Here is a 25537-nt window from a genome sequence, read left to right as displayed (position 1 = left end):
CCTATCGCGTGGTCGCGCCGGGGGCCATAGGTGGCGGGCCCCCGGTCTCTTTCTGGTGACAAATACCCCTGCGCGCGGCTGGCCTCAGGCGGCGTCGAGCGCGGCCAGCACATCGGCGAGCAGATCCTCGGGGTCTTCGATGCCGACCGAAAAACGCACGAGCCCGGGGGTGATGCCGAGCGTCACCTTCTGCTCGTCGCTGAGCCGCTGATGGGTGGTGGTCGCGGGATGGGTGGCGATGGATTTCGCATCGCCGAGATTGTTCGAGATCACCGCGATGTTCAGCGCGTTGAGAAAGCGGAAGGCCGCCTCCTGCCCGCCCTTGAGATCGAGCGAGATCACCGTGCCGCCCATGCCCATGTCGCGCATCACCAGCGCGTGTTGCGGATGGTCCGGGTGGCCGGGATAGATGGCGCGGGCCAGTTTCGGATGACCCTGCAGCGCCTCGGCGAGGCGGGTGGCGCCTTCGATCTGGGCGCGGACGCGCAGGGCGATGGTCTCCAGCCCCTTGAGCATGACCCAGGCCGAGAAGGGCGACATCGCCCCGCCGGTATGTTTCATATAGGGTTCGATCACCTTGCGGATGTACTCTTCCGAGCCGAGGATCACGCCGCCGAGCGCGCGGCCTTGGCCGTCGATATGTTTGGTGGCGGAATAGATCACCACATCGGCCCCTTGCGAGAGCGCGCGGCTGTGGACCGGGGTGACAAAGACATTGTCGACCATGACCCGGGCGCCGACCGCATGGGCGAGCTCGGCCACGGCGGGCAGGTCGATCACTTCGAGCGTCGGGTTGGCGATGGTTTCAAAGAAGACGAGCGCCGTGTCGGGGCGGATGGCATCGCGCCACTGGTCGAGATCGAGCCCGTCGACGAATGTCACCTCGACGCCAAAACGGCCGAGCAGCTCCTCGAGCACATAGAGCGACGAGCCAAAGAGCGCCCGCGCCGCGACCACGTGATCGCCCGCCTTGAGCGAGGCGGTCAGCGCGGCCGAGACGGCGGCCATGCCGCTGGCGGTGGCAAAGGCCGCTTCGGCACCTTCGAGCGCCGCGATGCGGTCTTCGAACATGGCGACGGTGGGGTTGCCATAGCGGGCATAGATGAATTCATCCGGCCCGGTTTCGAGAAAGCGGGCTTCGGCCTGTTCGGCGCTGTCATAGACAAAACCCTGGGTGAGGAAGATCGCCTCGCTCACCTCGTTATACTGGCTGCGGCGGGTGCCGCCATGGACCAGTTTCGTGCGTTTGTTCCAGTCTTTGCTCATCTCTCGACCTCCGGGCATATCGCCCAATGAAAAAGCCCCGTTGCGGTCAAGCGCAAGGGGGCCTTGGTCCTGACCTTTTAGCGGAGGGATTAACGTGGCCCGCAATCCGGTAACAAATCGCCACGATGTGGATGGAGATATAAAATCACCTGTTGCAGGTCAACAGTGTCACAGGGCCGATACAGAGGTTTTACACGGGTGTCGTGTGGCGCAGCTAGGGGTTCTCCACAAGATGTAGTGGGAGTGCCCGCAGATGCCGGTCTTGTCCATAGATGCCACGCCGCAAGGGCCCCAGTTGCACGGGGCGGATGTCGCGCCCAGTGCGGCGCCCAGTGCGGCGTCCGGTGCGGCGCTCGGACTGGCCCTCGATGCGGCGCTGGCCGATCCGGCGGGGCGGGCGGGGCCGGTGATCGTTCTCGTCCATGGCTACAAATATCAGCCGGGGCGTGAGCGCCATTGTCCGCATCGCACGCTTGGCGCGCTCGATCCCGATTGTCCGGGCTGGGTCGGGCAGCACAGCTGGCCGCGCGGTCTCGGCTTTGGGCAGGGGGCCGAGGGCGAGGGGGTGGCGATTTCCTTTGGCTGGTCGGCGCGCGGCAGTCTCTGGCAGGCCTATCGGCGGGCCGGCGAGGCGGGGCGGATGCTGGCGCAGCTGGTGGAGATGATCCGGGCGCGGGCGCCGGGGCGGCCGGTGCATGCGGTGTCGCATTCGCTGGGCGCACGGGTGGTGCTCTCGGCGCTGGCGGCGGCGTCGCGGGCCGAGGCCGGGTTTGACCGGGCGATCCTGTTGTCGGCGGCAGAGCTGCGCGGGCCTGCGGCGCGGGCGCTGGCCACACCGGCCGGGCGGCGGGCCGAAGTGTTCAATGTCACGAGCCGCGAGAACGATATTTTCGATCTCTTGTTCGAGCTGGTGATGGGTGCGCCGTGGCGCGGCGAGCGGGCGATGAGCGAGGGCATCCCGGAGGCGGGCAATCTGCGCAGCCTTCAGATCGATCATGCGGATGTGCGCCGGGCGCTGGGCCGGGCCGGGGTGCCGATGTCGCATGAGGCGGCGATGGCCTGTCACTGGTCGACCTATACGCGGCCCGGGCTGCTCGGGTTTTATGCGCGGCTGTTGCGCGAGGGGGGCGGGCCGACGCTGGCCACGCTCATCGATGCGGTGGCCGATCAGCAGGACCCGCGCTGGTCGCGGCTCTGGCGGGGGCGGGGGGCGGCCAGCCCTCTGGGCGAGACCTGGCGTGGGGCCTGAGCGTGGGGGTTAGTCGCCCTCTTTTTTCTCTTCGGTGGAATGGGCTGAGAAGACCTTGCCCTGGGTGATGAAGAAGAGAAAGATCGCCGCCGTCAGGCCGAAGGTCTTGAAATAGACCCAGGTTTCTTCGGTCATGCTGCGCCAGATCACTTCGTTGAGGATGGCGAGGCCGAAGAAAAAGATCATCAGCCGGCGGGTCAGGATCATCCAGCCTTCATGGGTGAGCGGCATCAGCCCGTCCATCAGCGATTGCAGGTAGGATTGGCCGCGCAGGAGGCCCGCGCCGAGCACGCCGCCGAAGAGGAGGTAGATGATCGTCGGCTTCATCTTGAAGAAGCGGGGATCGTTGAACCAGACACTGAGCCCGCCAAAGACGACGATGAGCACCGCCGTGACCACCTGCATCCGCGACAGGTGACCGGTGAGCCACCAGAGCGCCGCGATAGAGGCGAGGAAGACCGGGATAAAGCCCGCGGTGACCACGACAAAGCCGTCGTATTCAGTGCCGCCGATGATGAAGACCTCGTCCTTGAGCCAGAGATAGGCGACGAAGAACGCCGCGATCGGGCCCAGTTCGAGCGCGGTCTTCAGGGCGCCGTTGATTTTCTTCTCGGCCATTGGGCGGTCTCCTCTACGGGGCATCAGCCCCCCATTTCCACGATTACAGCGCCAAGCGCAATCAGCACCATGAGCGCGATGCGGCGCGGCCCCACGGTTTCGCGCAGGACGAGCCAGCCGATCAGCGCCGCGAAGACCACCGAGGTTTCGCGCAGCACCGCCGCCTCGCCCACCTTGTCGAGCCGTGTGGCAAGCATGATCGACCCGAAGGACATGAAGGCGACGAAGGCCCCAATCAAGCCCCGTGTGAACAAAGGCCGCAGTGGCGGGCGTGTCTCCATCCGTCGCCAGTGCCGATAGGCGATGGGCGGCATGGTCATGCCTTCGAACATGAAGAACCACGCGAGAAAGGTGAACGGGTCGGCGGTGGCGCGGATCGCATAGGCGTCATAGGTGGTGTAGATGGCGACAAAGAGCCCGGTCATCGCCGCCAGCATCAAGGCCATCGGCAGGCGTTCGCGGTCCACGGTGAGAAAGATCAGGTTATAGACCGCAAGGCCGAAGATCCCCGCCAGAAGCACCGCCACGCCGAGCCATTGGATCAGGGTAAAGCTCTCGCGAAAGATCAGATAGGCGCCGATCACCGTAAAGAGCGGGCCCGCCCCGCGCACCACCGGGTAGACCACCGTATAGGCGCCCCGGCTATAGGCCATGGCCTGCAGGAATTTGTAGATGACATGGATCACCACGCCCCCGGCAAAGAGCGGCCACATATGCGGTTCGGGCCAGGGCACGACGAAGAGCGCGAAAGGCGCCGCGATCACCACCATCCAGACGTCGATGGCTCCGCGGGCGAGCCAGGGATCGTAGCGGCCCTTCTGGAGCGCGCCAAAGACCGCGTGCAGGAAGGCCGCCGAGAGGGCGAGGATGAGCGCCGCCTGATGGCCCGCCTCGGTGCCTTCCATTGATATCAGCCAGTCGCTCACTAGTTTATCTCCTACGCCCTGCGGAAAAGGCCTGCGCCATGTTGGATGTGATCATTGAAGAGCTGAACGGGACGTTTTCGAGCGTGCCGCCCTTGGTGGCGGGGACGCGGCTCGTGGCGGCGGTCGTTCTGGGCGGGATCATCGGATATGAGCGCGAGCGGCGCGAGAAACCGGCGGGTCTGCGGACCCATATGCTCGTTTCGATGGCGGCGGCGCTCTTTATCATCATCAGTCAGCAGCTGGCCAATCTGCCCTTTGGCGACAGCGAGGCGCTGCGCGTCGATCCGCTGCGTCTGGTGGAGGCGGTGACGGCGGGGGTCGCCTTTCTCGCGGCGGGGATCATTTTCACCTCGAAGGGGCAGGTGCGCAATATCACCACCGGCGCGTCGCTCTGGCTTGCGGGGGCGATTGGCCTCGCCTGCGGCGCGGGGCAGATGCCGCTCGCGGCGATGGCCACGGGGATCGTGGTGCTGGTGTTGCTCAGTCTGCATGTGGTGGAACGGTGGATGGGCACGCGCTAGGCGCGGTCATCCGGTCACGCCTCCAGCCCGGTGAGCGCGGCGGCGAAATCTTCGGGATCAAAGGGCGCGAGATCGTCGATCTGTTCGCCGACGCCGATGGCGTGGATCGGCAGGCCGAACTTATCCGCCAGCGCCACCAGCACGCCGCCCTTGGCGGTGCCGTCGAGCTTGGTCATCACGAGGCCCGAGACATCGGCGAGCTCCTGGAAGGTCTTGACCTGTGAGAGCGCGTTCTGACCGGTGGTCGCGTCGAGCACGAGCAGCGTGTTATGCGGCGCGGTTTCGTCCTTTTTGCGGATGACGCGGACGATCTTGGCCAGCTCTTCCATCAGGTCGGCGCGGTTTTGCAGCCGCCCGGCGGTGTCGATCATCAGAAGATCGGCGCCGTCGCGCTGGGCGCGGTCCATGGCGTCAAAGGCGAGGCTGGCGGGATCAGAGCCTTCGGGCGCGGTCAGCACCGGCACGCCGGCGCGGTCGCCCCAGACCTGAAGCTGTTCCACGGCGGCGGCGCGGAACGTGTCGCCCGCGGCGATGACCACGGATTTGCCCGCCGCCTTGAACTGGCTGGCGAGCTTGCCGATGGTGGTGGTCTTGCCCGAGCCGTTGACGCCCACCACCAGCACCACTTGCGGGCTCTTGGTATAGAGCGGCATGGGGCGGGCGACGGGTTCCATGATGCGGGCGATCTCGGCGGCGAGGAGTTCCTTGATCTCCTGGGTCGAGAGCCTTTTGCCCATGCGGCCCTCGGCCATGTTGGCGGTGACGCGCAGGGCGGTGTCGACCCCCATATCGGCGGTGATCAGCAGCTCTTCGAGCTGTTCGAGCATGTCGTCGTCAAGCGCCCGGCGCATGACGGTGGCTTTGTCGCCACGGCCCAGAAGTCGGCCCAGCAGGCCGGGTTTGGCGGCCGGGGCTGCTGCTGCGGCAGGGACGGCGGGCGTATCTGTCGGCGGCTCCACCAAGGTGCTGTCGCCCGGCAGGGCGGGTTTGATCGGGGTCTCCGGCATCGCGGGCGAGGGCGGCGGGGGCGGGGCCTCGATGGGCGGGGCCCCGGGGGCCGGATCGCGCGGCGGGGTGATGTCGGGGCCGGGCTCTGGCGGGCGGGCCGGGGTCGGATCGGGCAGCGGGATGGTGTCCGGCTCGGGCGTGGGCTCCGGGTCCGGCGTCGGGTGGGTGTCGGGCGCGGGATCGGGGACCGGGGTCGGCTCGGGTGTGGGGGTGACGTCCGGCGCGGGATCGGGGATCTGCTCGGGCTCGGGCGTGGGGGTCACATCGGGCTCGGACGGGCGGGCCGGGCTTGGCTCGGGCGCAGGCACAGTGTCGGGGGGCGGCGGGGCTGTGGGGTCGGGCGCGGCAGAGGTCTGGGCGGTGTCGGTGACGATCGCCTCTTCGCTGCCGCCATCGCCGACAATCGCGTCGAGACCTTCCTCGAGTTTCGAGGAGGATTTGAAAAGCTTGCTCTTGAGTTTTTTGAAGAACGCCATTTCCGGCCCCTTTCGCTGTTCCTTATCACCTAATCCGGTTGCGCGGGATTTGAAAGGGCCGGAGCGGTCCGGCCCCCCCTTAGAGAGCAAGCTAGGGCGTTGGTCTGGGGTGCACAGGGGGCGCATAGGGGGCGCTTAGGGCGGGGATTGGAGGATGATGGTTTTGGGAACGATCCCGCCCAAGGCGAGGGATTGTTGGCGATTGCGAAACAGTGGAAGTCTGGGGCGAAATTTAATTCGTTTTGAATTCAATTTCTTAATCTTGCGGCGTGAAATCGGGCCGAATGGTGTCATTGTTGTGTCACAAACCGGACGATAGCCTACGAACAGGAATGAGAGGGGCCGTGTGCGAAGGCCCCCGTGATCTGAGTTGAAGAGTTGCGCGGCGGGCAGTCGTTGAGAGGACGCGAGGTTTATCGGTTGGAGTCCGTGCTCGTATGTCCGTTTTGCTCGATGCAAGCCAAATGTACGCCTCCGTGGCGACTGGCAGCAATTACAACACCCGTCATCCCGAGAATAACTCGATCCCGGTGCACCTGCCGGATCATGATGCGGAGCAGGGGGCGGCCACCATTCGTGCGGTGGATGATGGCAATCCCGGGCTGCTCGAGGCCGGGGATATCATCTCTTTCACCATCACCATTGGCGGCGATACCTATGTCGTGGATCGTGCGGTCGTGGGCCAGTCTCGGGACGGGGCGGAAGCATCCGGCGAGCCAGCGCAAAAGGGCCATCTGACCGCGACCGGCACGGATCAGAATGGCAAGAATGTCGCGCTCTTGCTGTCGCAGGGCCCGTTCCAAGAGCGGCACTCTCCCTTCTTTGTGAATGACACGCAGTTTGGCGGCCATGGCGGCGATGATGTGTTCCTCAAGGCCATCTGCTATGCGCGCGGCACCCGGGTCGAAACCGATGACGGCCCCGCCCGGGTCGAAGAGTTGCGGCGGGGCGACCGGGTGCGGGTGCTGGGCGGCGGCTCTGCGCGGCTGCGCTGGGTCGGGCATCAGGTGATCCGGGCGCGGAATGGCCGCGATGCGGGGCAGGGCGACACCCGGCTGGTGCGCATTCCGCGCGGTGCCTTTGGCAATCGCGAGGCGGTGTTCGTCACGGTGCAGCATCGGCTGGCGCTGGCGCTTGGCGGTGAGGCGGCGCTGATCAAGGCCAAGTTTCTGGCGGAAGAGGGGATTGGCGGCTGTCGCTTTGTGGACGATGGGCGGCCGGTCGAGATCTATCATCTGCTGACCACACGGCATGAGGTGATCGACATTTGCGGCATGTGGTCCGAGACGTTTCAGCCGGGGCTCTATTCGCTGAGCCAGATGCCGGCGGCGATGCGGCAGGAGATTTTCGAGCATTTCCCGAGGTTGGGGCGCGCCTGGGACCGGGGGCGGTTCGAGACGGGCGATCCCTATCCTTCGGCGCTGCCGATGGCGTCGCGGGCGCGGTTCAGACGCGAGGCGGGCGCTCTCGGCTTGCTTGCGCCGGTGGTGGCGCCGCTGGCCATCGCGGCGGAATAGCTTGCGGCGATGATCGCGGCAGTCCCGGTGTGCCCCGTGGGAGAGGCGCGCGAAAATCTCTGATCTCGTAAAGGCTCTGGAAAGCTTTCTCGGTCAGACTGTCGGGGGCATCCTTCGCGTGGCGTTGGAGGGATGTCTGCTGTGCGGTCAGGTGGAGTAGAGTTGTCAGGTCATGCCCGTTCTGCTGAACACGAGCCAGATGTACGCGTCGGTGGCGACCGGCAGCAATTACAACACGACCCATCCGCAGAATAGCAGCCTCCGGGTGCATCTTCCCGATCATGACGGGGTGCGCGGCGCGGCGACGATCTGGGCGGCGGAGGATGGCAATCCCGGCTTGCTCGAAGAGGGGGATGTGATTTCCTTTACCATCACCATCGGCGGCACCATCTATCAGGTGAACAACGCGGTGGTCGGGCAGACGCGCAACGGGTCGGAGAGCAGTGGCACGCCGCAGCAAAAGGGCACGCTGACCGCGACGGGCAAGGATCAGACCGGCCAGAACGTGGCGTTGTTGCTGTCGCAGGGATCATTCCAGGCGCAGAATTCACCGTTTTTCGTCGATGACACGCAGTTTGGCGGGCGCAGCGATGACGATGTCTATTTGCAGACCATCTGCTATGCGCGGGGCACGCGGATTGCCTCGGACCGGGGGCCGGTCGCGGTGGAGGCGCTGCGCCGGGGCGATGCGGTGCAGGTGCTGCGCGGCGGGGTGGCGCGGCTGCGCTGGGTCGGGCAGAGCGTGATCCGGGCCGAGATTGGCGCGGGGGGCGCGGGGCCGGACAATCGGCTCGTCTGCATTCCGCGCGACGCCTTTGGCAATCGCGAGGCGGTTTTGGTCACGGTGCAGCATCGGCTCGCGCTCTGTGTGGCCGGGCAGCAGCGGCTGGTGAAGGTGAAGTTTCTGGCCGAACAGGGGCTGCGCGGCTGCCGGTTCATCGCGGATGGGCGGCGGGTTGAGATCTTTCACCTGCTGACGCGGGTGCATGAGGTGGTGAATGTCTGCGGCATGTGGGCGGAGACGTTCAAACCCGGTGCGCAATCGCTGCGCCATATGGAGGAGCGGATGCGGGCGGATCTGTTCCGCGCCTTTCCCCGGATCGGGCAGGCCTGGGAGAGGGGGCGGTTTGTCACCGGCAACCCCTATCCTGCGGCGCTGCCGATCCTGTCGCGGGCCGAGTTCGAGGCGCATCGCGAGGAATTGGGGCTGATCGCGCCGCCCGTGGGGACGGCCCGGTCGGTGGCGTAAAGGGCCGAGGCGTGAGGCGGACAGGAAAGGCGGGCCCTTCCTGTCCAGAGCTTTTCGAGATCAGATCTCGTCGGGGAAATGCTTCATCGTGAGGCGGATCGGGTTCGGCGCGGCCTGACCCAGACCGCAGATCGAGGCATCGGCCATGGCGGTGCAGAGCTCTTCCAGAAGCGGCTGATCCCAGGTGTCGGCCTGCATCAGCTTGACCGCCTTTTCACAGCCGACCCGGCAGGGGGTGCATTGGCCACAGCTTTCGTCTTCGAAGAAGCGCAGCATGTTGAGCGCCGCGTCGCGGGCGCTGTCGCGGTCCGAGAGCACCACGATGGCGGCCGAGCCGATGAAGGTGCCATGTTCCTGCAGCACGTCGAAATCCATCGGGATGTCGGACATCGAGGCGGGCAGCAGGCCAGCCGAGGGGCCGCCGGGCTGATAGGCCTTGAAGCTGTGACCGTCGAGCATGCCGCCGCAGGCCTCGATGATGTCCTGCATGGTCGAGCCGGCGGGCAGCAGATGCACGCCCGGGTTCTTCACGCGGCCCGAGACCGAGAAAGAGCGCAGGCCCTTGCGGCCGTTCTTTTCCACGCCCGAGAGGATTTCCGGGCCTTCGCGCAGCACGCGGGCGACCCAGAGCAGGGTTTCGACGTTGTTGACGAGGGTCGGGCGGCCAAAGATGCCGACCTGCGCCACGAAGGGCGGGCGGTGCCGGGGCAGGCCGCGCTTGCCCTCGATGGATTCGATCATCGCGCTTTCTTCGCCGCAGATATAGGCGCCGGCGCCACGGCGCAGGTCGATATAGCCCGGGGCCACGAGACCCGCCTCTTCGAGGGCTGCGATTTCGCGGGCGAGGATCTCGAGCACGGCGGGATATTCGTCGCGCATGTAGATAAAGCAGGTTTCGGCCTCGACCGCCCAGGCGGCGATCAGCATGCCTTCGAGGAAGAGATGCGGCGTGCGTTCGAGGTAGTAGCGGTCCTTGAACGTGCCCGGCTCGCCCTCGTCGCCATTCACGGCGAGGTAACGCGGGCCTTGGGCGGCGCGGACAAAGCCCCATTTGCGGCCCGAGGGGAAGCCTGCCCCGCCAAGACCGCGCAGACCGGCATCGAGCAGCGTCTGCTGGATGGTTTCGAAATCACCGCCGTCGCGGATCTCGGCGAGGCGGGCATAGCCGCCCTCGGCGCGGTAGGCGTCGAGCGTCTGATAGTCGGGCAGATGGGCATGGGTGTCGCCCACCGCGATGGCCGCCTCGACTTTTTCCGGGGTGGCGTGGTCGATATGGTTGTGACCCAGTTCGAGCACCGGCGCGGTGTCGCAACGGCCCATGCAGGGCGCGCGCAGCACGCGGACCTCGGCCGGGTCGAGGCCGCTTTCCAGTGCCGATTTGAGCTGCTCCGCGCCGGCGAGCTCACAGGCCAGCGAATCGCAGACCCGGATGGTCAGGGCGGGCGGCGGTGTCTCGCCCTCTTTGACCACGTCGAAATGGGCGTAGAAGGTCGCGACCTCGTAGATCTCGGCCTGGGCGACGCGCAGCTCTTCGGCCAGGGCGCGCAGATGGGCGGCGGAGAGATGGCCATAGGCATCCTGGATCAGGTGCAGAAACTCGATCAGCAGATCGCGGCGGCGCGGACGGTCGCCGAGCAGCGCGCGCACCTCGTCCCACGCCTGATCGTCGAGCTGACGGCCCTTGGGCGTGGTGCGGCCCTTGCCTTTGCCCGATTTCCATACACCCTTGCGTTCATCCAGTGCCATTATCCGGTTCCTTCGATCTTGGTTGCGCCAGCAATAGCCGCAGCGATTGGGGGCGTGCGATGTCAAATGCGACGTAAATGCCCTCAGATTCGTTGGGCAAGCCGGTGAATCCCCGATAACGTGCCGATAAATGACCGAATGTTTCCGATAGGCGCAGGGGATTGCGCCGTCATCTGAGAGGGGCCGCGCGCGCGATGATCTTGTTTGCCATAGCCACGATGACGCCGATGCTGCTGGTTCTGGCGGGGGCCGTTTTGGGCGGCGGCTGGGTCTATGCGGGGCTCGTCTATATGACGGCGCTGGTGGCGGGGATGGATCGCCTCGTGGCGCGCGATATGGGCAATGCCGCGCCGGGGGCCGAGTTTCCGGCGGCGCGGGCGTTGCTCTGGGTTCTCGGGATCGGGCATTTCGTGGTGCTGGCTGTGGTGCTCTGTGGGCTGGTCACGGGGGGCGCGTCGGGGCTTGGCAAGCTGGCGCTCGGGCTCGCGACGGGGCTCATCTTTGGGCAGATTTCGCATCCGGTGGCGCATGAGCTCATTCATCAGCCGGGGCGGGGGGCGCGTCTGCTCGGTCGGCTGATCTATTCGAGCCTGTTGATCGGGCATCATGCGAGCGCCCATCTCCGGGTGCATCATATCCATGTGGGCAGCGAGGCCGATCCCAATACGCCGCGTCTCGGGCGGGGGTTCTATCGCTATGCGCTGATTGCGTCGCTGGGCAGTTTTCGCGCGGGGTTTGCGGCCGAGAGCGCCATGCTGCGCCGGGCCGGTCATCCGTTCTGGCGGCATCCCTATCTGCTCTATGGGGCGGTGGCGATTGCCCTGCTCCTTGTGGTTTGGGGGCTGTTGGGGCGGGCCGGGCTGCTGATCTATCTGGCGCTGTGTCTGCATGCACAGATGCAGATCTATATGTCGGACTATGTGCAGCATTACGGGTTGCGCCGGGGGCGCGATGGGCAGGGCAGGCTCGAACCCGTGGGGCCGCGGCACGCATGGAACAGCCCGCATTGGTATAGCTCGGCGCTCATGGTGAACGCGCCGCGCCATAGCGATCATCACGTGACCCCGTCGCGGCCCTTTCCGGCGCTGCGGCTGGAGGAGGAGATGCCGATGCTACCCTATCCGGTGCCGGTGATGGGGGCGCTGGCGCTCTGGCCGCCGCTCTGGCGTCGGGTGATGGACGGGCGGGCGCGGCGCTGGGCGGGCGAGACATGAGCATCGCTTTGCCCAATCGGCGCGTTGGGCGGAAAAGATTGGCCAAGGGCGGCGGGCTTTGGCAGGCTTTGGGCAGGATGCGTGTCGTTGCAACATATCTGGCCCTGATCGGGGCGATCGCTGGACTGCCTGCCGCCGGGCTTGCCGGGCAGAGCATGAGCGCCGCCGAGTTCGACGCCTATACGCGCGGCAAGACCTTTTACTATGGGCGCGACGGATCGGCCTATGGGGGCGAGGAATAACTCGACAATCGGCGGGTGCGCTGGTCGGTCCTCGACGGGCAATGTCAGGACGGGCGCTGGTATGAGGAGGGCGGCAACATCTGCTTTACCTACGAGCATCTCGATGAGCCGCAATGCTGGAGCTTTGAGCGCGGCGCGCGTGGTCTCGTTGCCCGGTTCGAGAGCGATCCCTCGCGGCTAGAGCTTTATGAGGTGGAGCAAAGCGCCGAACCGCTGCATTGCATTGGCCCGGATGTCGGCGCCTGAAGCGTGAGGCCTGCGCCCCGGATCGGGCGCAGAGGGGTATTTAAGACCAGAAAGAGGAGCTCAGAACGCCGCGGCGAGTCGCGTGCCCTGATCAATGGCGCGTTTGGCGTCAAGCTCGGCCGCGACATCGGCGCCGCCGATGATATGCGGGGTGATCCCCTGGGCAATGAGCGCGTCGGCCAGGCTGCGTTCAGGCAGTTGTCCGGCGCAGAGCACGATGGTGTCGGCCTCGATCAGGGTCGGGTTTTCGCGAGCCTCGCCATGGCTGATGTGCAGCCCGTCGGCATCGATCCGTTCGTAGTTGACGCCGCCGATCATTTTCACGTCTTTCATGCGCAGCGTGGCGCGGTGAATCCAGCCCGTCGTCTTGCCCAGACGTTTGCCGGGCCGCTCGGCTTTGCGCTGTAACAGGGTCACATGTCGCACCGGTTCTTCGGGTTGCGGGCCTTCGGGACCGAGCCCGCCGCGATGGGTTTCGGGATCGGTGATGCCCCATTCCTCTTTCCAGGCGGTGAGGTCTTCGGTGGGGCTGTCGTCGGTGGTGAGATATTCGGCCACGTCAAAGCCGATGCCGCCCGCACCGATGATGGCCACCCGGTTGCCGACCGGGGCCTTGTGGCGCAACACGTCGATATAGCTCAGCACGTTGGGGCCGTCCTGGCCGGGGATGTCGGGATCGCGGGGCAGGACGCCGGTGGCGATGATCACCTCGTCATAGGCGGCGAGGGTATCGGCTGTGGGTTCCTGGCCCAAATGCGTCTCTATTCCAGCCTGATCGACCATTGTGGCGAACCAATCGACCAGCCCGTGGAACTCTTCCTTGCCGGGAATGCGGCGGGCCATGTTGAGCTGGCCGCCGATGGTTTCGGCGCGATCAAACAGCGCCACCTTATGCCCGCGCTGGGCGGCGGTGAGGGCGGCGGAGAGGCCGGCGGGGCCGGCGCCGACGACGGCGATGCGTTTTGGGGCATCGGTCGGTGTGATAACCAATTCCGTCTCGAAGCAGGCGCGGGGGTTGACCAGGCAGGTGCTGATCTTGCCGGAAAACGTGTGGTCGAGGCAGGCCTGGTTGCAGGCGATGCAGGGGGCGATCTGGTCCGCTTCGCCGCGCGCCGCCTTGGCCACGAAATCGGGGTCGGCGAGGAAGGGGCGGGCCATCGAGACCATGTCGGCAGAGCCCGAGGCGAGCACCTGTTCGGCCACCGCGGGGGTGTTGATCCGGTTCGAGGTGATCACCGGGATCGAGACCTTGCCCATCAGCTTGGCGGTGACCCAGGTGAAGGCGGCGCGGGGCACGGAGGTGGCGATGGTCGGGATGCGGGCCTCGTGCCAGCCGATGCCGGTGTTGAGGATCGACGCGCCCGCCGCCTCGATGCGCTGCGCCAGTTCGATCACCTCGTCGAAGGTCGAGCCATTGGGCACCAGATCGATCATCGAGAGCCGGTAGATGATGATGAAATCCTCGCCCAGTGCGGCGCGGGTGCGGCGCACGATTTCGAGCGGCAGACGCATCCGGTTTTCATAGGAGCCGCCCCAGCGATCGGTGCGTTTGTTGGTGTGGGTGACGAGGAATTGATTGATAAAATAGCCCTCGGAGCCCATGATCTCGACCCCGTCATAGCCAGCCTCGCGGGCGCGGGTGGCGGCGGTGACGATGTCGCTGATCTGTTTCTCTATGCCCGCTTCATCGAGCTCTTTCGGCGGGAAGGGAGAGATCGGCGATTTGATCGGCGAGGGGGCCACGCATTCGGGGCCATAGGCGTAGCGCCCGGCGTGCAGCACCTGCATGGCGATGCGGCCGCCAGCCTCATGAACGCGGTCGGTGACGATGCGGTGATTGGCGATGTCCTCGTCCGAGAAGAGCCCCGCCGCGCCGGGGAAAACCCCGCCTTCGCGGTTCGGGGCCATGCCGCCGGTGACCATGAGACCGACGCCGCCGCGGGCGCGGGTGGCGTAGAACTCGGCGACCCGATTCCAGTCCTTGGTTTCCTCGAGACCGGTGTGCATCGAGCCCATCAGCACGCGGTTGGGCAGGGTGACATGGCCCAGATCGAGCGGGGACAGAAGATGCGGGTAGTCAGTCATGGCGGCCTCCTGAGGTTGCCGGGATACCTTGGCCATTCAGAGGGTTAATGTCACGCCGGACGCTGCGTTAGGATTTGCCCCGAAAGCCGCCGAAATCCTGGGTCGGCAGAACGTCGGTATTGCGTCGGTAACGCGACAGTGGCGGTTTGGCCGGGCGGGCACGTTAACCCTTGCGCAAGGGGCGCGGCAGATCAGCCGCGCTTTCACAAGCGAATCCTGCTATGATCGTGCAGCTTTGGCCCAGGGCCGGGAGGCGCGGATGTTGGAGATCAGCAACGCCAAGATCGCACAGGTCGTGTTGATGGTGCGCGAGGGACGCCGCGCGGCCCCCGAGCTTCGCGGCCTGTTCGAGCGGATGACCGAGGAGGAGGTTCTGAGCCTCGTGGTGGTCATGTGGATCGGGCGCGGCAGTTTCCAGACCGACGAAATCCCCGAGGCCGTCGAAGAGGCGCTGGGCCGGGATGCGCCGCTCATCGATTACCTGATGGGGACGCCGCATCTGTCGGATCATCTCGAAAACGGGGCCGATGCGCTTGGCGTGCGGCTCACCGAGGATGAGGATGATCTGATCCGAGGCGGCTGAGACGATTGCGTTTTTGTCCCCCCGCCGCATAGTGGGCGGATGAGGGCAGAGACGAGGGCCGGGATGCGGCACAGGATCGGAGCGGGACGGGCCGGGGCGTTGGCCATGGCCGGGGTGACGCCCGGCATGGCGCGGGCCCATGCCAGCGAGCAGGGGTTTGTCCTCTTGCTGCCCACCGATGTCTATATCTCTGCCGGGGGCGCGAGCGTCGCGCTGACCATAATCCTGCTGGCGGTGCTGCCCGCGCGGATGGCGCGGGGGCTGTTTCGCCCGCTGCGGCTCTGGCCTGTGAAAAATCTCAATATTCGGCATGGTTCGAGCCTGATGTCCATGGCGGTGCTGCTGTCGCTCCTCGCCGCGGGCTGGGGCGGGAGCCGCGATCCGCTGGGCAATCCGCTGCCGCTGACGATCTGGGTCGTCTGGTGGATGGGGATGGTGACCTGGGAGGGGGTGTTTGGCGGGCTGTGGCGGCGCCTCAACCCCTGGACCGGGGCGGGGTGGCTTTTGGCGCAGCTCGGGCGGCGGCGGGTGCCGCTGCGCTATCCGCGCAGCCTCGGCCATTGGCCAGCGGTGGCGGGGCTCTTGGGGTTTGGAGCGTTCTTGCTGGCGGATCCGGCCCCGGCCGATCCGGCGCGGCTCGCCCTGATTGTCGGGCTCTATTGGCTGGGGACGTTGATCCTGCTGCTGCTCTTTGGGGTAAAATGGCTCTATTACGGTGAGTTTGTCACTGTTTTGATGCGGCAATACGGGCGAATGGCGTTGCTCGGCCGAGCGCGCGGGCGGCAGGGAATGGGCCTGCCGGGCTGGCAATGGATGCGGCGCGGCAATGTCGGGGGGAGCGCCGCGATATTCGCGCTCTTGCTGCTCGGGACCGGGAGTTTTGACGGGCTCAACGAGACCTTTTGGTGGTTCGGGGTGCTGGGGTTGAACCCGCTGGAGTTTTCAGGCCGTTCCGCTGTGATAGGGTCGAATTTGGCCGGGTTGATCGGGGCCAATCTGATGCTTGTCGCGGCCTTTGTCGCGGCGCTGGTGCTGGGGCTGCGGCTGGCCGGGGGGGGCGTGGGGATCGCCCGGGCGCTGGGGGTGTTCGCGCCCTCGATCCTGCCCATCGCGCTCGCCTATCATATCGCGCATTACCTGCCGAGTTTTCTGGTGGATGGGCAATATGTGCTGGCGCGGATCAGTGACGCGCTGGGCGGGCCGCATGTGCATGTGACGGCCGGGTTTCTCAACACGCCGGGGCCGGTGCGGGTGATCTGGCTCTGCCAGGCCGGGGTGGTGGTGCTGGGCCATGTGGTGGCGATCCTGATGGCGCATGTGATGGCGCTGCGGCTGATGGGCGGGCATCGGCGGGCGGTGGTCAGCCAGCTGCCTCTGGCGCTCTTCATGCTCGGCTATACGGTGTTCGGGCTCTGGCTCTTGGCGAGCCCGCGGGCAGGCTAGGCGGGCGGGCTAGGGGCGCGCGTGACCTCGGGGGATGACCTTGCGTAAATCACTGGACAAGAGGGCCGATTGCGCCGCAGGATCGGCACAAAATAACAAAATTCGTCCACCAACGATGCAATGCGGAGGTCGCACCATGTCCGACAAGTCCAATTCCAAGATGAAGTCTCAGGTCAGTTCCACCACGCGGCGCGGCGCGCTCAAGACGCTGGCGCTGGGCGCGGGGGCGGCGAGCCTGCCGATGTGGGCGCGCTATGCCCAGGCGAGCACCTCGGAGCCGATCAAGATCGGGTTTCAGGTGCACCGCACGGGGATCGGCGCGGCCTATGGGCGCTGGTACGGGCGGACCACCGAGGCGGCGGTCAAGCTCATCAACGAGGGTGGCGGAATCAATGGCCGGATGGTCGAGATCGTGGCCGAGGATGACGGCACCGACCCCAAGCGCGGTGCGGAAGTGGTCGAGAAATTCGCCAACCAGCACGGCTGTGACGTGGGGTTTGGCACGCTGTTTAGCCATGTGGTCATCGGGTCGAGCCCGCGGGCCGGCGAGCTCAAGCTACCGTATTTCGTGGTGTCGGAGGGGCATCACGTGGCGAGCGGCATGCTCAACCGCTATACGCTTCAGCCCGGGATCACCGATGTGAAGAGCCAGGTGCAGGCGATGGCGCCCTTTGTGGCGGAGAACCTTGGCAAGAAGGTCACGATGATCTTTCCGGATTTCGCCTTTGGCCATGATCACCGGGATTTCTTTACCGCGGCGATCGAGGCACAGGGGGGCGAGGTTCTCGAACATATCGCGATCCCGCCGGCGGAGACGTCGTTCACCAAGTATTTCCCCAAGATCCCGCGCGAGACCGAGGTGCTCTATCATGTGATGGTGGGGCCGGCGGTTCTGACCTTTGTGAAGGAGCTGGGCGAGTTCTTTGGTCCGTCGCGGCCGGAGATTTTCGGTTTTATCGACAGTCTCGAGGCGGTGGATATCGCGAGCCCGGGGCTTGAGTATCTCGAGGGGACCTATTTCTGGGAGGGCAATCCGCGCAATGCGCAGGAGGACCAGAGCGCGCATGACAAGTTCTATCGCGAGGCGGTGGGGGTCGATGCGCGGGGCGCGTCGGTCAATGATCCGAGCGATGTGTCGACCTATGCGCATATGTTCGGCTGCTGGGAGACGATGCATGTGATCAAGGCCGGTATGGAGGCTGCGAATTATCAGGGCATCGGCGATCGGGCGGCGTTGATTGAGGCGGTCGAGGCGATGGGCGAGATGCCGGAGAGCCAGGCGCATCCGCAGGGGGCGAAGCTTTTCAACGGCAAGACGCACCAGGTGTTTGGGCATCAATATATCTCGAAAGTGGAGGATGGGGCGCTCAAGGTTGTGCATAAAACCTCGATCGAGGATGGCATGTATCCCGATGAGGTGGATTACACGACGCAGGGGTTCTGACGCTAATATATTGATAGTACGCTAACAATTTAGCCCGGCGCGGTCACGGACCGGCGCCGGGCTGTGCATTTTTGCGCATCCCTTTGAGGGGACAGATAATTTTCCTTGCCAAATACGGGGTCGCCGGGTCATCGTCGGGGGTTATGGAGCTTGGACCTTATCTCATGCTGGCCACGTTGGAGGGCTCGGTCACGGCGGCGGTGCTGGCGCTGACGGCGGTTGGGCTGAGCCTTGTGTTCGGGGTGATGCGGGTGGTGAATATCGCCCATGGCGAGTTCTTCATGCTGGGCGCGGTGATTGCCTATGTGCTGACGCGGGCGATTTCTGGCCATCCGGCGGTTGGGTTCGCGGTGGCGCTGGTGGTGGCGCCGGTGCTGGTCGGCGTGCTGGCGGTGGTGGCGGATATGACCATCCTCAAGCGGCTCGACTATGACCCGGAGCGGACCATCGTGGCGACCATCGGGCTTTTGTACATCATTCAGCAGCTCACCTTGATGAGCTATGGCCCCGATGCGCGGCCGGTGGAGGCGCCGTTCAACACGCGGCTGGCGCTGCCGTGGTTCGAGTGGGGCGAGAACGGGCTGGCGATGTATTGGCCCTGGGGTCTCAGCACGACGAGTTACAAGCTCGCCGTGATTGGCGCGGCGGTGGTGCTGCTCTGTGGGATCTGGGCGATGATGGCGCGGACGCGGATTGGCCTTGTGATGCGGGCGACGCAGGCGGATCGGGACATGGCGCAGGCCTTTGGCATCCCGGTCGAGAAGGTTTACGCCATGGTCTTTGGCATTGGCGCGGGGCTGGCGGCGATGGCGGCGGTGCTGATCGTGCCGATCCAGCAGGCGCATTACCTGATGGGGGCCGATCCGTTGCTTCTGAGCTTTATCGTGGTGATCATCGGCGGGCTGGGCAGCCTGCCCGGTACGGTGGTGGCGGCCATTCTCATCGGCCTCAGCGATGGCATCATCTCGGTGTTTTTCTCGCCGACGCTGGCGAAGATCCTCGCGACGCTGCTGGTCGGCCTCGTGCTCGTTTTTCGGCCGCAGGGCCTCTTTGGGACACGCGGCGTATGAGCGGGGCGGGGCGGATCTGGGGGCTGCATCTCGGGCTGATCGCGGTGCTCTTTGCGTTGCAATTCCTGCTGCCCGCCTATCACCACGGCAATCTCGCGCGGATCATGGTGCTCGCCTCCTATGCGGTGGGGTATAACATCCTCTTTGGCTATACCGGGCTGCTGAGCCTTGGCCATGCGCTGTTCTTTGCGGCGGGCATGTATGGCATGGGGCTTGGCATTCAGCATGGCGGGCTGTCGCCTGCGCCGGCGCTTGTGCTGGGGATCGGCGCGGGGGCGGTGGTGTCGCTGGCGCTGGGGCTTTTGGCGCTCAGGACGAGCGGCGTGGCCTTCATGATCGTGACCTTGATGTTCGCGCAGGCGGGATATCTCACCATTCTCTATTTCGGCGAATATACGCGGGGCGACGAAGGGTTCGTGATCCAATCGGCGCAGCGGGTGCTCTGGGGGATTGATCTCAGCGAGCCGAGCAATCGCTATTTCGCGGCGCTGGTGCTATTCGCGGCCTGTTTACTATTGTCGCTCTGGCTCATCCGGCGGCCCTTTGGCCGGACGCTCATCGCCATTCGGGAGAATGAGGAGCGGGTCCGGATGCTTGGCTATGACACGCAGGCGCATAAGCTCGGGGCGATGGTCATATCAGGCACTATTTCAGCGGCAGCGGGGGCGTTTTACGGGCTTCTCTTTGGCTATGCCGGAGCCAGTTTCGGCGCGGTGCCGCATTCGATCCTGCCGCTTCTCTATGTGTTGTTGGGCGGGGCGGGGACGATCCTCGGGCCGTTCATGGGCGCGCTCTTCATGTTCTACCTGATCGACCTGAGTTCCGGGGTGACGACGGCGCATATGCTCATCGCCGGGGTGGCGCTTGTGCTGCTGACGCTGTTTGCGCCGCAGGGGATCATGGGCGAGCTGCGCCGCCGGGCGTTCGGGTGGCTGCCATGAGCCTGTTGCGGACACGGGGGCTCAGCCGTCATTTCGGCGGGCTGATCGCCGTTGAGGGGGTCGATTTCGACCTTGAGGAAGGCGAGGTTCGGGCGCTCATCGGGCCGAACGGGGCCGGGAAATCGACCCTTGTGGGGATGATTTCGGGGCGCATCCCGCCGAGCCGGGGCACGATCGAATTTGACGGGGTCGAGATCACCAGCTGGCCCGCGCATAAGCGGATCATGGCGGGCATGTCCTATACGTTTCAGATCACCTCGGTTTTTCCGGGGCTGCCGGTGCGCGAGAACGTGGCGCTCGCGGCGCGGCGGCGGGTGCCGCAGGGCGAGGTGACGCAGGCCGTTGAGGCGGCGCTGGCGCGGGTCGGGCTTGGCGAGCGGATCGATCAGGAGGCGGGCGATCTCAGCTATGGGCATCAGCGGCTTCTGGAGATTGCCATGGGCCTCGTGCAGCGGCCGCGGCTGTTGATCCTCGACGAGCCGACGCAGGGGCTGGCGGAAGGCGAGGTTGCGCAGTTCAAGGCGCTGATCCGCGATCTGGCGGGGGCGACGACGATCCTTCTCATCGAGCATAACATGCAGGTGGTGATGGAGGTGGCGGACCGGGTCAGCGTTCTCAATTTCGGCGAGATGCTGGCGCAGGGGACGCCGGAGGAGATCCGTGCCAATGCCGAGGTGCAGGCGGCCTATCTTGGGGGTGGCGATGCTGCGGCTTGAGGCGGTCAATTCGGGCTATGGCAGGGCGCAGGTGCTGCGCGATCTGTCGCTTGAGGTGCAGGCGGGCGAGATCCTCTGCCTGCTCGGGCGCAATGGCGCGGGCAAGACCACCACGATGCAGACGATCATGGGGCTGTTGCCGCTCATGTCCGGGCGGATCAGCCTCGATGGCGAGGATATCGGCAGCCTGCCCGCCCATGAGGTGCCGCGCCGGGGCATCGGCTATATCCCGCAGGGGCGGCGGCTCTTTGCCGGGCTGACCGTGGCGCAGAACCTTGAGGTCGGTCTCATGACGCGGGGCAGCGGGCGGGAGGTGCTGGAGGAAGTTCTCGAGCTATTTCCGCGGCTGCGCGAGCGGATGGGGCAGAAGGCGCAGACCCTGTCGGGGGGCGAGCAGCAGATGCTGGCGACGGCGCGGGCGCTGTGCCTGCGGCCCAAGGCGCTGTTGCTCGATGAGCCGACGGAGGGGTTGCAGCCCTCGATGATCGAAGCAATCCGGCAGGTGATCGTCAAGCTGCGGGCGGATGGGGTGGCTATCCTGCTGGTGGAACAGCGGGTCGATGCGGTGTTGTCGGTGGCGGATCGGGTGGCCTTTATCGAGAATGGCCGCAATGGCGAGATCCTGTCGGCCGAGGCGCTTCGGGCCGATCATTCCATCGTCGATCGTTACGTGGGCGTTTAGGCGGCGGGGGCGGCGGCGGGTTTGCGTTGCCGCGAGAGCTGTACCGCGAGGATGCCCGCCATGATCACGCCGACGCCGATCAGGTCCATCAGGCCCATTTTCTCGGAGAGGAAGATCGCCGCCACGGCGACGCCGAGGAACGGGTTGAGGAAGTGGAAGGTGGCGGCCCGCGTGGCGCCGATCCGTTCGACCAGCAGGAACCAGACCAGCGTCGCGGCGAGGCCGGGGATCAGCGTGGTATAGGCGAAGGCAGCGATGAGGCTCCAGCTCCAGGTGATGTCGAGGGTCTCGGTGGGCAGGGCGACAACGGCGAGCACGGCGCTGCCGACCAGCATCTGTAGCCCGACCACCATCAGGAAATTGCCCCCCGAGGTGGCGCCGCGCACCATCAGCGTGGCGAAGGTGAGCGCGATAACGCCGCCGATGCAGAGCATCAGCCCATAGGGATCGACCCCGCCCGAGAGCCGCGAGCCCATGATGATCGCGACGCCGATGACGCCGGCGATGAGGCCGAGCACCGCCAGAGGCGCGGGCCGTTCGCCCCAGAAGAGCCAGAGCGCCAGGGCCACGAGGAGCGGCATGGTGGAGGCGATGATCGCGGCGAGCGAGGCCTCGACCGTCTGCATGGCGACGAAGTTCAGCCCGAGGTAGAGGGCGTTCTGGCAGATGCCGAAGATGATCGTCGCGCGCCATTGCGGCGGGGTGAGGCGCCAGCTCTGGCCGAGGGCGCGGGCGATGAGCACGCCGAGCATGCCGGAGATGAAGAAGCGCAGGGCGAGGGCGCTGACCGGGGGGGCGTGGGCCACGATGATCCGGGCGGAGGTGAAGGCCGAGGACCACATGACGGCAAAGCCGACGCCCATAATGATCGCGCGAATGTCCATGGTGCACTTCCCCCCTGCAATGGCGCAAGGAGTGGCACAGGGCGGCGGGATTGGAAAGGGCGGTTGGGCGAAACGTGAAAGGGCCGCCCGAGGGCGACCCTTTGGATCTGTCCGATGATGCGGAGATCAGCCGTTGACGCTGTCTTTGAGCGCCTTGGCGATGGTCATTTTCACGACCTTGTCCGCCTCTTTCTTGATCTGCTGGCCGGTCGCGGGGTTGCGGACCATACGCTCGGGGCGCTCGCGGCAGTAGATTTTGCCAACGCCCGGCAGGGTCACGGCGCCGCCGTTCGACACTTCGCGGGTGATCACGGCGCAGACGGCGTCGAGCGCAGCCGCGGCGGATTTCTTGTCACTGCCCATTTCTTCGGCCAGAACGGCGGAAAGCTGGGATTTGGTCAGGGGTTTTGCCATTTCATGGTCTCCTTCAACTGCCCGGTGATTTGGGCCTCTGTCGCGTAATCTAACGCTATCTTGTATACAAACACAACGAATAGTGGCCGCGTATATGCGGTTTTCTAGGCTTTTTGCCCCTAAAACAGGCCTAAAGAAAAGCGGTTTCGTCAAAAGAGCGCAATTTCCTGCTGTGAAGGCGCTCCAGAGGCATGCCGCGCAGGCTTTCCATGGCGCGGATTCCGATCATCAAATGCCGCGCGACCTGGGTCTTGTAGAAGTCCGAGGCCATGCCGGGAAGCTTTAATTCGCCATGCAGCGGCTTGTCGGAGACGCAGAGCAGCGTGCCGTAGGGGACGCGGAAGCGAAAGCCATTGGCGGCGATGGTGGCGCTTTCCATGTCGAGGGCGATGGCGCGGGATTGGCTCAGCCGCTGCACCGGGCCGGATTGGTCGCGCAATTCCCAGTTGCGGTTGTCAAAGCTGGCCACGGTGCCGGTGCGCATGATACGCTTGAGGTCATAGCCTTCGAGCCGGGTCTCGTGTTCGACGGCGCGTTCGAGCGCGATCTGGATCTCGGCCAGCGCCGGGATCGGCACCCAGGCGGGCAGGTCGGCATCGAGCACCCGGTCCTCGCGCAGATAGGCATGGGCGAGGACGAAATCGCCGAGGCTCTGGGAATTGCGGAGCCCGGCGCAATGGCCGACCATGAGCCAGGCATGGGGGCGCAGCACCGCGATATGATCGGTGGCGGTTTTCGCGTTGGACGGGCCGACGCCGATATTGACCAGCGTGATGCCCGAGCCATCGGCACGGGTCAGGTGATAGGCGGGCATCTGCGGCAGTTTCGCGGGCATGGGCAGCGGCGCGTCGGCCTCGGTGATGCGGGTGTTGCCGGTGGTCACAAAGCTCTCATAGCCGCTGTCGGGATCGGCGAGCGCGGTGCGGGCGAAGGCCTCGAACTCTTCGACATAGAATTGGTAGTTGGTGAAGAGCACATGGTTCTGGAAATAGGCCGGGTCGGTCGCGGTGTAATGGGCGAGGCGCGCGAGCGAGTAATCGACGCGCTGCGCGGTGAAAGGGGCCAGCGGCAGGGGCGCGCCGGGCGGCGTCTGATAGGTGCCGTTGACGATATCGTCATTGGTGGTGGCGAGATCGGGCACGTCGAAATAGTCGCGCAAGGTGAAGGGCGCGGCGCCCTGATGCGGCACCGAGAGCCCCTCTTCGCCGGTGACGGCGAAATGCACCGGGATCGGCGTGTCCGAGGGGCCGATCTGCACCGGCACATTATGGTTGCGCAGCAACAGGCCGATCTGCTGGCGCAGGTAGTTGCGAAAGAGATCGGGCCGGGTGATCGTCGCGGCATAGGTGCCGGGGGCGGCGAGATGGCCAAAGCTCAGCCGGCTGTCGACCTGGGCATGGCTCTGGGTCGAGATGCGGATTTCGGGGTAATAGGCGCGGATGCGGGTGCTCGGGATCTGGCCTGACAGCGCCTCGGCGAACCCGTCCTGCAAGAAGGCAATCGCCTCGTCATAGAGTGCGGTCAGATGGTCCACGGCGGCGGCGGCATCGTCGAAGGCGCGCACAGAGGCGCTGTCCGGTGTCAGAATATCTTGGCCGTCGGTCATGTCATGTCCTGCAATGATGTGGCGGTCAGGTTGACAGACTGGGGGGGCAGGATCAAGCTGCGCCAAAGAGGGAGAGGCGAATGGATTTCGAAACGGTCAGCCCGGAGGATTTCGGCCGGTCCCTGCGCGGGATCGGGATGAATATTCTGGTGCGGGACGTGGCGGAGGAGCTGGCCTTTCTGGCGGATGTGTTCGACCTCAAGGCGCATCGGGTGAGCCGCGATTTCGCCATCGTGCCCTATGGGGCGCAGGTGTTTCAGATCCATGGCGACCATACCTATGGGGCGCATCCGCTGTTGTCGCTCTTGCCCGAGGCGGGGGCGCGCGGGGCGGGGATCGAGATCCGCCTATACGACAGTGACCCCGACGCGGCCGTGGCGCGGGCCGAGGCGCGGGGGGCGATGGTGTTGCAGGCGGCGACGGACAAGCCGCATGGGTTGCGCGAGGCCTTTATCCTGAGCGATACGGGCTATGTCTGGGTGCCGTCGCGCCCGTTGCAAGCCCGGGGGTCGGAATGACGAAAAGATTGCTGTCCTTTGGACATGGCTATTCAGCGCGGGCGCTGGCGGCGGAGCTGCTGGAGCATGGCTGGACCATCTATGGCACGACGCGTGATGCCGAGAAGGCCGAGGCGCTGGCCGAGGAGGGCGTGCAGCCGATCATTTGGGGGCAGGGCGATATAGAGCCTATCTTGGCCAAATCGACCCATATCCTGATCAGTGCCGGGCCGGATGAGGCGGGCGATCCGGTGCTCAACACCTATGGTGATCTGATCCGTGACTATGCCGCGCAGCTCGACTGGGCTGGCTATCTGTCGACCACCGGGGTCTATGGCGATCACGGCGGCGGCTGGGTCGATGAGGAGACGCCGCTGGCGCCCTCGACGCGGCGCGGCGAGATGCGGCAGGCGGCCGAAGCGCAGTGGCGCGCGGTGCCGGGGCTGCCGCTGCATATCTTTCGGCTGGCGGGGATTTACGGGCCGGGGCGTGGCCCCTTTGCCAAGGTGCGGCGCGGCACGGCGCGGCGGATCATCAAGCCGGGGCAGGTGTTCAGCCGCATCCATGTGGAGGATATCGCGCAGGTACTCGCGGCCTCGATCGCGCGGCCCGATCCCGGCGCGGTCTATAACCTCTGTGACGACGACCCGGCCCCGCCGGAAGAGGTCATCGCCTATGCCGCCGAGCTCTTGGGACTGCCGGTGCCGGAGGCGGTGGATTTCGACGCGGCCGAGATGACGCCGATGGCGCGCAGTTTCTACGCGGAATCCAAGCGGGTGCGGAATGACCGGATCAAGGAGGCGCTTGGCGTGACGCTGCGCTATCCCGATTATCGCGCCGGGTTGCAGGCGCTGGCGGCGGCGGAAAAGCCCGAGGTCTAGCAGGGGCAGAGCG

At 65.7% G+C, this 25537-nt stretch carries 25 protein-coding genes and 1 riboswitch; of the genes, 16 read left to right on the top strand and 9 right to left on the bottom strand.

Translation table 11 applies throughout. The features are described from left to right. Positions 1 to 84: 84 nt before the first annotated feature. A complete protein-coding gene (metZ, locus tag ISM_RS06035) occupies positions 85 to 1266 on the bottom strand; it encodes an O-succinylhomoserine sulfhydrylase (RefSeq protein WP_009813240.1) in 1182 nt (393 codons plus the stop codon). Between the two features lie 57 nt (positions 1267 to 1323). Next, a riboswitch (SAM riboswitch) is annotated at positions 1324 to 1400 on the bottom strand. A 119-nt stretch (positions 1401 to 1519) separates the two neighbouring features. Between metZ and ISM_RS06030 the strand changes: the two genes are divergently transcribed. Then, positions 1520 to 2515 carry an alpha/beta hydrolase gene (locus tag ISM_RS06030; RefSeq protein ID WP_083780908.1) on the top strand — a complete coding sequence of 332 codons (996 nt, stop codon included), beginning with the start codon at positions 1520 to 1522 and terminating at the stop codon, positions 2513 to 2515. Positions 2516 to 2524: 9 nt separating this feature from the next. Here the strand turns inward: ISM_RS06030 and ISM_RS06025 are convergent, their stop codons facing one another. Together ISM_RS06025 and ISM_RS06020 are read right to left on the bottom strand one after the other, a co-directional pair. Further along, a complete protein-coding gene (locus tag ISM_RS06025; RefSeq protein WP_009813238.1) occupies positions 2525 to 3133 on the bottom strand; it encodes an inner membrane-spanning protein YciB in 609 nt (202 codons plus the stop codon). Between the two features lie 23 nt (positions 3134 to 3156). Beyond that, the gene (locus ISM_RS06020) at positions 3157 to 4059 is read right to left on the bottom strand and encodes an EamA family transporter (protein ID WP_040617893.1); all 903 of its coding nucleotides are present in this window, start codon (positions 4057 to 4059) and stop codon (positions 3157 to 3159) included. Between the two features lie 38 nt (positions 4060 to 4097). On the opposite strand from ISM_RS06020, the gene ISM_RS06015 reads away from it, so the two are divergent. Beyond that, a complete protein-coding gene (locus ISM_RS06015) occupies positions 4098 to 4580 on the top strand; it encodes an MgtC/SapB family protein (protein WP_009813236.1) in 483 nt (160 codons plus the stop codon). A 14-nt stretch (positions 4581 to 4594) separates the two neighbouring features. Here ISM_RS06015 and ftsY read toward each other — a convergent pair whose 3' ends face one another. Beyond that, on the bottom strand, positions 4595 to 6064 hold the full coding sequence (ftsY, locus tag ISM_RS06010) for a signal recognition particle-docking protein FtsY (protein ID WP_009813235.1): 1470 nt from the start codon (positions 6062 to 6064) through the stop codon (positions 4595 to 4597). Positions 6065 to 6540: 476 nt separating this feature from the next. Here ftsY and ISM_RS06005 point away from each other — a divergent pair, with 476 nt between their 5' ends. Beyond that, complete coding sequence (locus ISM_RS06005) at positions 6541 to 7581, top strand: Hint domain-containing protein (RefSeq protein ID WP_254655655.1); 1041 nt, start codon at positions 6541 to 6543, stop codon at positions 7579 to 7581. A 172-nt stretch (positions 7582 to 7753) separates the two neighbouring features. Further along, complete coding sequence (locus ISM_RS06000) at positions 7754 to 8830, top strand: Hint domain-containing protein (protein ID WP_009813233.1); 1077 nt, start codon at positions 7754 to 7756, stop codon at positions 8828 to 8830. A 60-nt stretch (positions 8831 to 8890) separates the two neighbouring features. Here the strand turns inward: ISM_RS06000 and ISM_RS05995 are convergent, their stop codons facing one another. Further along, positions 8891 to 10576, bottom strand: a complete 1686-nt coding sequence (locus tag ISM_RS05995; RefSeq protein WP_009813232.1) for an NAD(P)H-dependent oxidoreductase subunit E — start codon at positions 10574 to 10576, stop codon at positions 8891 to 8893. Positions 10577 to 10770: 194 nt separating this feature from the next. Here ISM_RS05995 and ISM_RS05990 point away from each other — a divergent pair, with 194 nt between their 5' ends. The 3 genes from ISM_RS05990 (at position 10771) to ISM_RS18640 (ending at position 12278) form a co-directional block, all read left to right on the top strand. After that, on the top strand, positions 10771 to 11790 hold the full coding sequence (locus ISM_RS05990; protein WP_009813231.1) for an alkane 1-monooxygenase: 1020 nt from the start codon (positions 10771 to 10773) through the stop codon (positions 11788 to 11790). A 77-nt stretch (positions 11791 to 11867) separates the two neighbouring features. Further along, positions 11868 to 12032, top strand: coding sequence for a hypothetical protein (locus tag ISM_RS18645; protein ID WP_009813230.1), 165 nt, complete (start codon positions 11868 to 11870; stop codon positions 12030 to 12032). 15 nt (positions 12033 to 12047) lie between these two features. Beyond that, positions 12048 to 12278, top strand: a complete 231-nt coding sequence (locus ISM_RS18640) for a hypothetical protein (protein ID WP_009813229.1) — start codon at positions 12048 to 12050, stop codon at positions 12276 to 12278. Positions 12279 to 12338: 60 nt separating this feature from the next. Here ISM_RS18640 and ISM_RS05980 read toward each other — a convergent pair whose 3' ends face one another. Beyond that, entirely contained in the window at positions 12339 to 14363 is a 2025-nt protein-coding gene (locus tag ISM_RS05980; protein WP_040618347.1) for an NADPH-dependent 2,4-dienoyl-CoA reductase, read from the bottom strand. A gap of 259 nt (positions 14364 to 14622) precedes the next feature. Here ISM_RS05980 and ISM_RS05975 point away from each other — a divergent pair, with 259 nt between their 5' ends. The 7 genes from ISM_RS05975 to ISM_RS05945 all read left to right on the top strand — a co-directional run bounded on the left by ISM_RS05975 (position 14623) and on the right by ISM_RS05945 (position 21242). Further along, a complete protein-coding gene (locus tag ISM_RS05975) occupies positions 14623 to 14946 on the top strand; it encodes a DUF3775 domain-containing protein (RefSeq protein ID WP_009813227.1) in 324 nt (107 codons plus the stop codon). Between the two features lie 105 nt (positions 14947 to 15051). Then, positions 15052 to 16389 carry a hypothetical protein gene (locus ISM_RS05970; RefSeq protein ID WP_009813226.1) on the top strand — a complete coding sequence of 446 codons (1338 nt, stop codon included), beginning with the start codon at positions 15052 to 15054 and terminating at the stop codon, positions 16387 to 16389. Between the two features lie 136 nt (positions 16390 to 16525). Further along, a complete protein-coding gene (locus tag ISM_RS05965; RefSeq protein WP_009813225.1) occupies positions 16526 to 17833 on the top strand; it encodes an ABC transporter substrate-binding protein in 1308 nt (435 codons plus the stop codon). Between the two features lie 143 nt (positions 17834 to 17976). Continuing rightward, on the top strand, positions 17977 to 18903 hold the full coding sequence (locus ISM_RS05960; protein WP_009813224.1) for a branched-chain amino acid ABC transporter permease: 927 nt from the start codon (positions 17977 to 17979) through the stop codon (positions 18901 to 18903). Further along, positions 18900 to 19844, top strand: coding sequence for a branched-chain amino acid ABC transporter permease (locus ISM_RS05955; RefSeq protein ID WP_009813223.1), 945 nt, complete (start codon positions 18900 to 18902; stop codon positions 19842 to 19844). The genes ISM_RS05960 and ISM_RS05955 overlap by 4 nt, the downstream gene beginning before the upstream one ends. Then, positions 19841 to 20560, top strand: coding sequence for an ABC transporter ATP-binding protein (locus ISM_RS05950; protein WP_009813222.1), 720 nt, complete (start codon positions 19841 to 19843; stop codon positions 20558 to 20560). The genes ISM_RS05955 and ISM_RS05950 overlap by 4 nt, the downstream gene beginning before the upstream one ends. Further along, entirely contained in the window at positions 20547 to 21242 is a 696-nt protein-coding gene (locus ISM_RS05945; protein ID WP_009813220.1) for an ABC transporter ATP-binding protein, read from the top strand. The genes ISM_RS05950 and ISM_RS05945 overlap by 14 nt, the downstream gene beginning before the upstream one ends. On the opposite strand, the gene ISM_RS05940 is transcribed toward ISM_RS05945, so the two are convergent. The 3 genes from ISM_RS05940 to ISM_RS05930 form a co-directional block, all read right to left on the bottom strand. Continuing rightward, a complete protein-coding gene (locus tag ISM_RS05940) occupies positions 21239 to 22126 on the bottom strand; it encodes a DMT family transporter (protein ID WP_009813219.1) in 888 nt (295 codons plus the stop codon). The genes ISM_RS05945 and ISM_RS05940 overlap by 4 nt on opposite strands. A gap of 126 nt (positions 22127 to 22252) precedes the next feature. Further along, positions 22253 to 22540: an HU family DNA-binding protein gene (locus tag ISM_RS05935; RefSeq protein ID WP_009813218.1), complete on the bottom strand. Its 288-nt coding sequence runs from the start codon at positions 22538 to 22540 to the stop codon at positions 22253 to 22255. A gap of 130 nt (positions 22541 to 22670) precedes the next feature. After that, positions 22671 to 24146 carry an AMP nucleosidase gene (locus ISM_RS05930; RefSeq protein ID WP_009813217.1) on the bottom strand — a complete coding sequence of 492 codons (1476 nt, stop codon included), beginning with the start codon at positions 24144 to 24146 and terminating at the stop codon, positions 22671 to 22673. Between the two features lie 80 nt (positions 24147 to 24226). On the opposite strand from ISM_RS05930, the gene ISM_RS05925 reads away from it, so the two are divergent. Together ISM_RS05925 and ISM_RS05920 are read left to right on the top strand one after the other, a co-directional pair. Continuing rightward, entirely contained in the window at positions 24227 to 24664 is a 438-nt protein-coding gene (locus ISM_RS05925; RefSeq protein WP_009813216.1) for a VOC family protein, read from the top strand. Continuing rightward, positions 24661 to 25524 (top strand): SDR family oxidoreductase, encoded by an 864-nt coding sequence (locus ISM_RS05920; RefSeq protein ID WP_009813215.1) that lies wholly within the window; start codon positions 24661 to 24663, stop codon positions 25522 to 25524. Before ISM_RS05925 ends, ISM_RS05920 begins: the two co-directional genes overlap by 4 nt. The last annotated feature ends 13 nt before the right edge of the window (positions 25525 to 25537 follow it).

The sequence above is a fragment of the Roseovarius nubinhibens ISM genome (assembly GCF_000152625.1).
Taxonomy (GTDB): Bacteria; Pseudomonadota; Alphaproteobacteria; order Rhodobacterales; family Rhodobacteraceae; genus Roseovarius; species Roseovarius nubinhibens.
The sequence above is the reverse complement of the archived record's forward strand: the minus strand, read 5'-3'. Positions and strand labels throughout refer to the sequence as shown.

Coding starts and splice junctions, on each gene's coding strand:
- ISM_RS05955 (WP_009813223.1), top strand. CDS start 18,900: ATGAGCGGGGCGGGGCGGATCTGGGGGCTGCATCTCGGGCTGATCGCG.
- metZ (WP_009813240.1), bottom strand. CDS start 1,266: ATGAGCAAAGACTGGAACAAACGCACGAAACTGGTCCATGGCGGCACC.
- ISM_RS05970 (WP_009813226.1), top strand. CDS start 15,052: ATGGCCGGGGTGACGCCCGGCATGGCGCGGGCCCATGCCAGCGAGCAG.
- ISM_RS05940 (WP_009813219.1), bottom strand. CDS start 22,126: ATGGACATTCGCGCGATCATTATGGGCGTCGGCTTTGCCGTCATGTGG.
- ISM_RS06015 (WP_009813236.1), top strand. CDS start 4,098: ATGTTGGATGTGATCATTGAAGAGCTGAACGGGACGTTTTCGAGCGTG.
- ISM_RS06030 (WP_083780908.1), top strand. CDS start 1,520: ATGCCGGTCTTGTCCATAGATGCCACGCCGCAAGGGCCCCAGTTGCAC.
- ISM_RS05950 (WP_009813222.1), top strand. CDS start 19,841: ATGAGCCTGTTGCGGACACGGGGGCTCAGCCGTCATTTCGGCGGGCTG.
- ISM_RS05945 (WP_009813220.1), top strand. CDS start 20,547: ATGCTGCGGCTTGAGGCGGTCAATTCGGGCTATGGCAGGGCGCAGGTG.
- ISM_RS06025 (WP_009813238.1), bottom strand. CDS start 3,133: ATGGCCGAGAAGAAAATCAACGGCGCCCTGAAGACCGCGCTCGAACTG.
- ISM_RS05975 (WP_009813227.1), top strand. CDS start 14,623: ATGTTGGAGATCAGCAACGCCAAGATCGCACAGGTCGTGTTGATGGTG.
- ISM_RS05925 (WP_009813216.1), top strand. CDS start 24,227: ATGGATTTCGAAACGGTCAGCCCGGAGGATTTCGGCCGGTCCCTGCGC.
- ftsY (WP_009813235.1), bottom strand. CDS start 6,064: ATGGCGTTCTTCAAAAAACTCAAGAGCAAGCTTTTCAAATCCTCCTCG.
- ISM_RS05965 (WP_009813225.1), top strand. CDS start 16,526: ATGTCCGACAAGTCCAATTCCAAGATGAAGTCTCAGGTCAGTTCCACC.
- ISM_RS05990 (WP_009813231.1), top strand. CDS start 10,771: ATGATCTTGTTTGCCATAGCCACGATGACGCCGATGCTGCTGGTTCTG.
- ISM_RS05960 (WP_009813224.1), top strand. CDS start 17,977: ATGGAGCTTGGACCTTATCTCATGCTGGCCACGTTGGAGGGCTCGGTC.
- ISM_RS05980 (WP_040618347.1), bottom strand. CDS start 14,363: ATGACTGACTACCCGCATCTTCTGTCCCCGCTCGATCTGGGCCATGTC.
- ISM_RS05930 (WP_009813217.1), bottom strand. CDS start 24,146: ATGACCGACGGCCAAGATATTCTGACACCGGACAGCGCCTCTGTGCGC.
- ISM_RS06000 (WP_009813233.1), top strand. CDS start 7,754: ATGCCCGTTCTGCTGAACACGAGCCAGATGTACGCGTCGGTGGCGACC.
- ISM_RS18645 (WP_009813230.1), top strand. CDS start 11,868: ATGCGTGTCGTTGCAACATATCTGGCCCTGATCGGGGCGATCGCTGGA.
- ISM_RS05920 (WP_009813215.1), top strand. CDS start 24,661: ATGACGAAAAGATTGCTGTCCTTTGGACATGGCTATTCAGCGCGGGCG.
- ISM_RS05995 (WP_009813232.1), bottom strand. CDS start 10,576: ATGGCACTGGATGAACGCAAGGGTGTATGGAAATCGGGCAAAGGCAAG.
- ISM_RS05935 (WP_009813218.1), bottom strand. CDS start 22,540: ATGGCAAAACCCCTGACCAAATCCCAGCTTTCCGCCGTTCTGGCCGAA.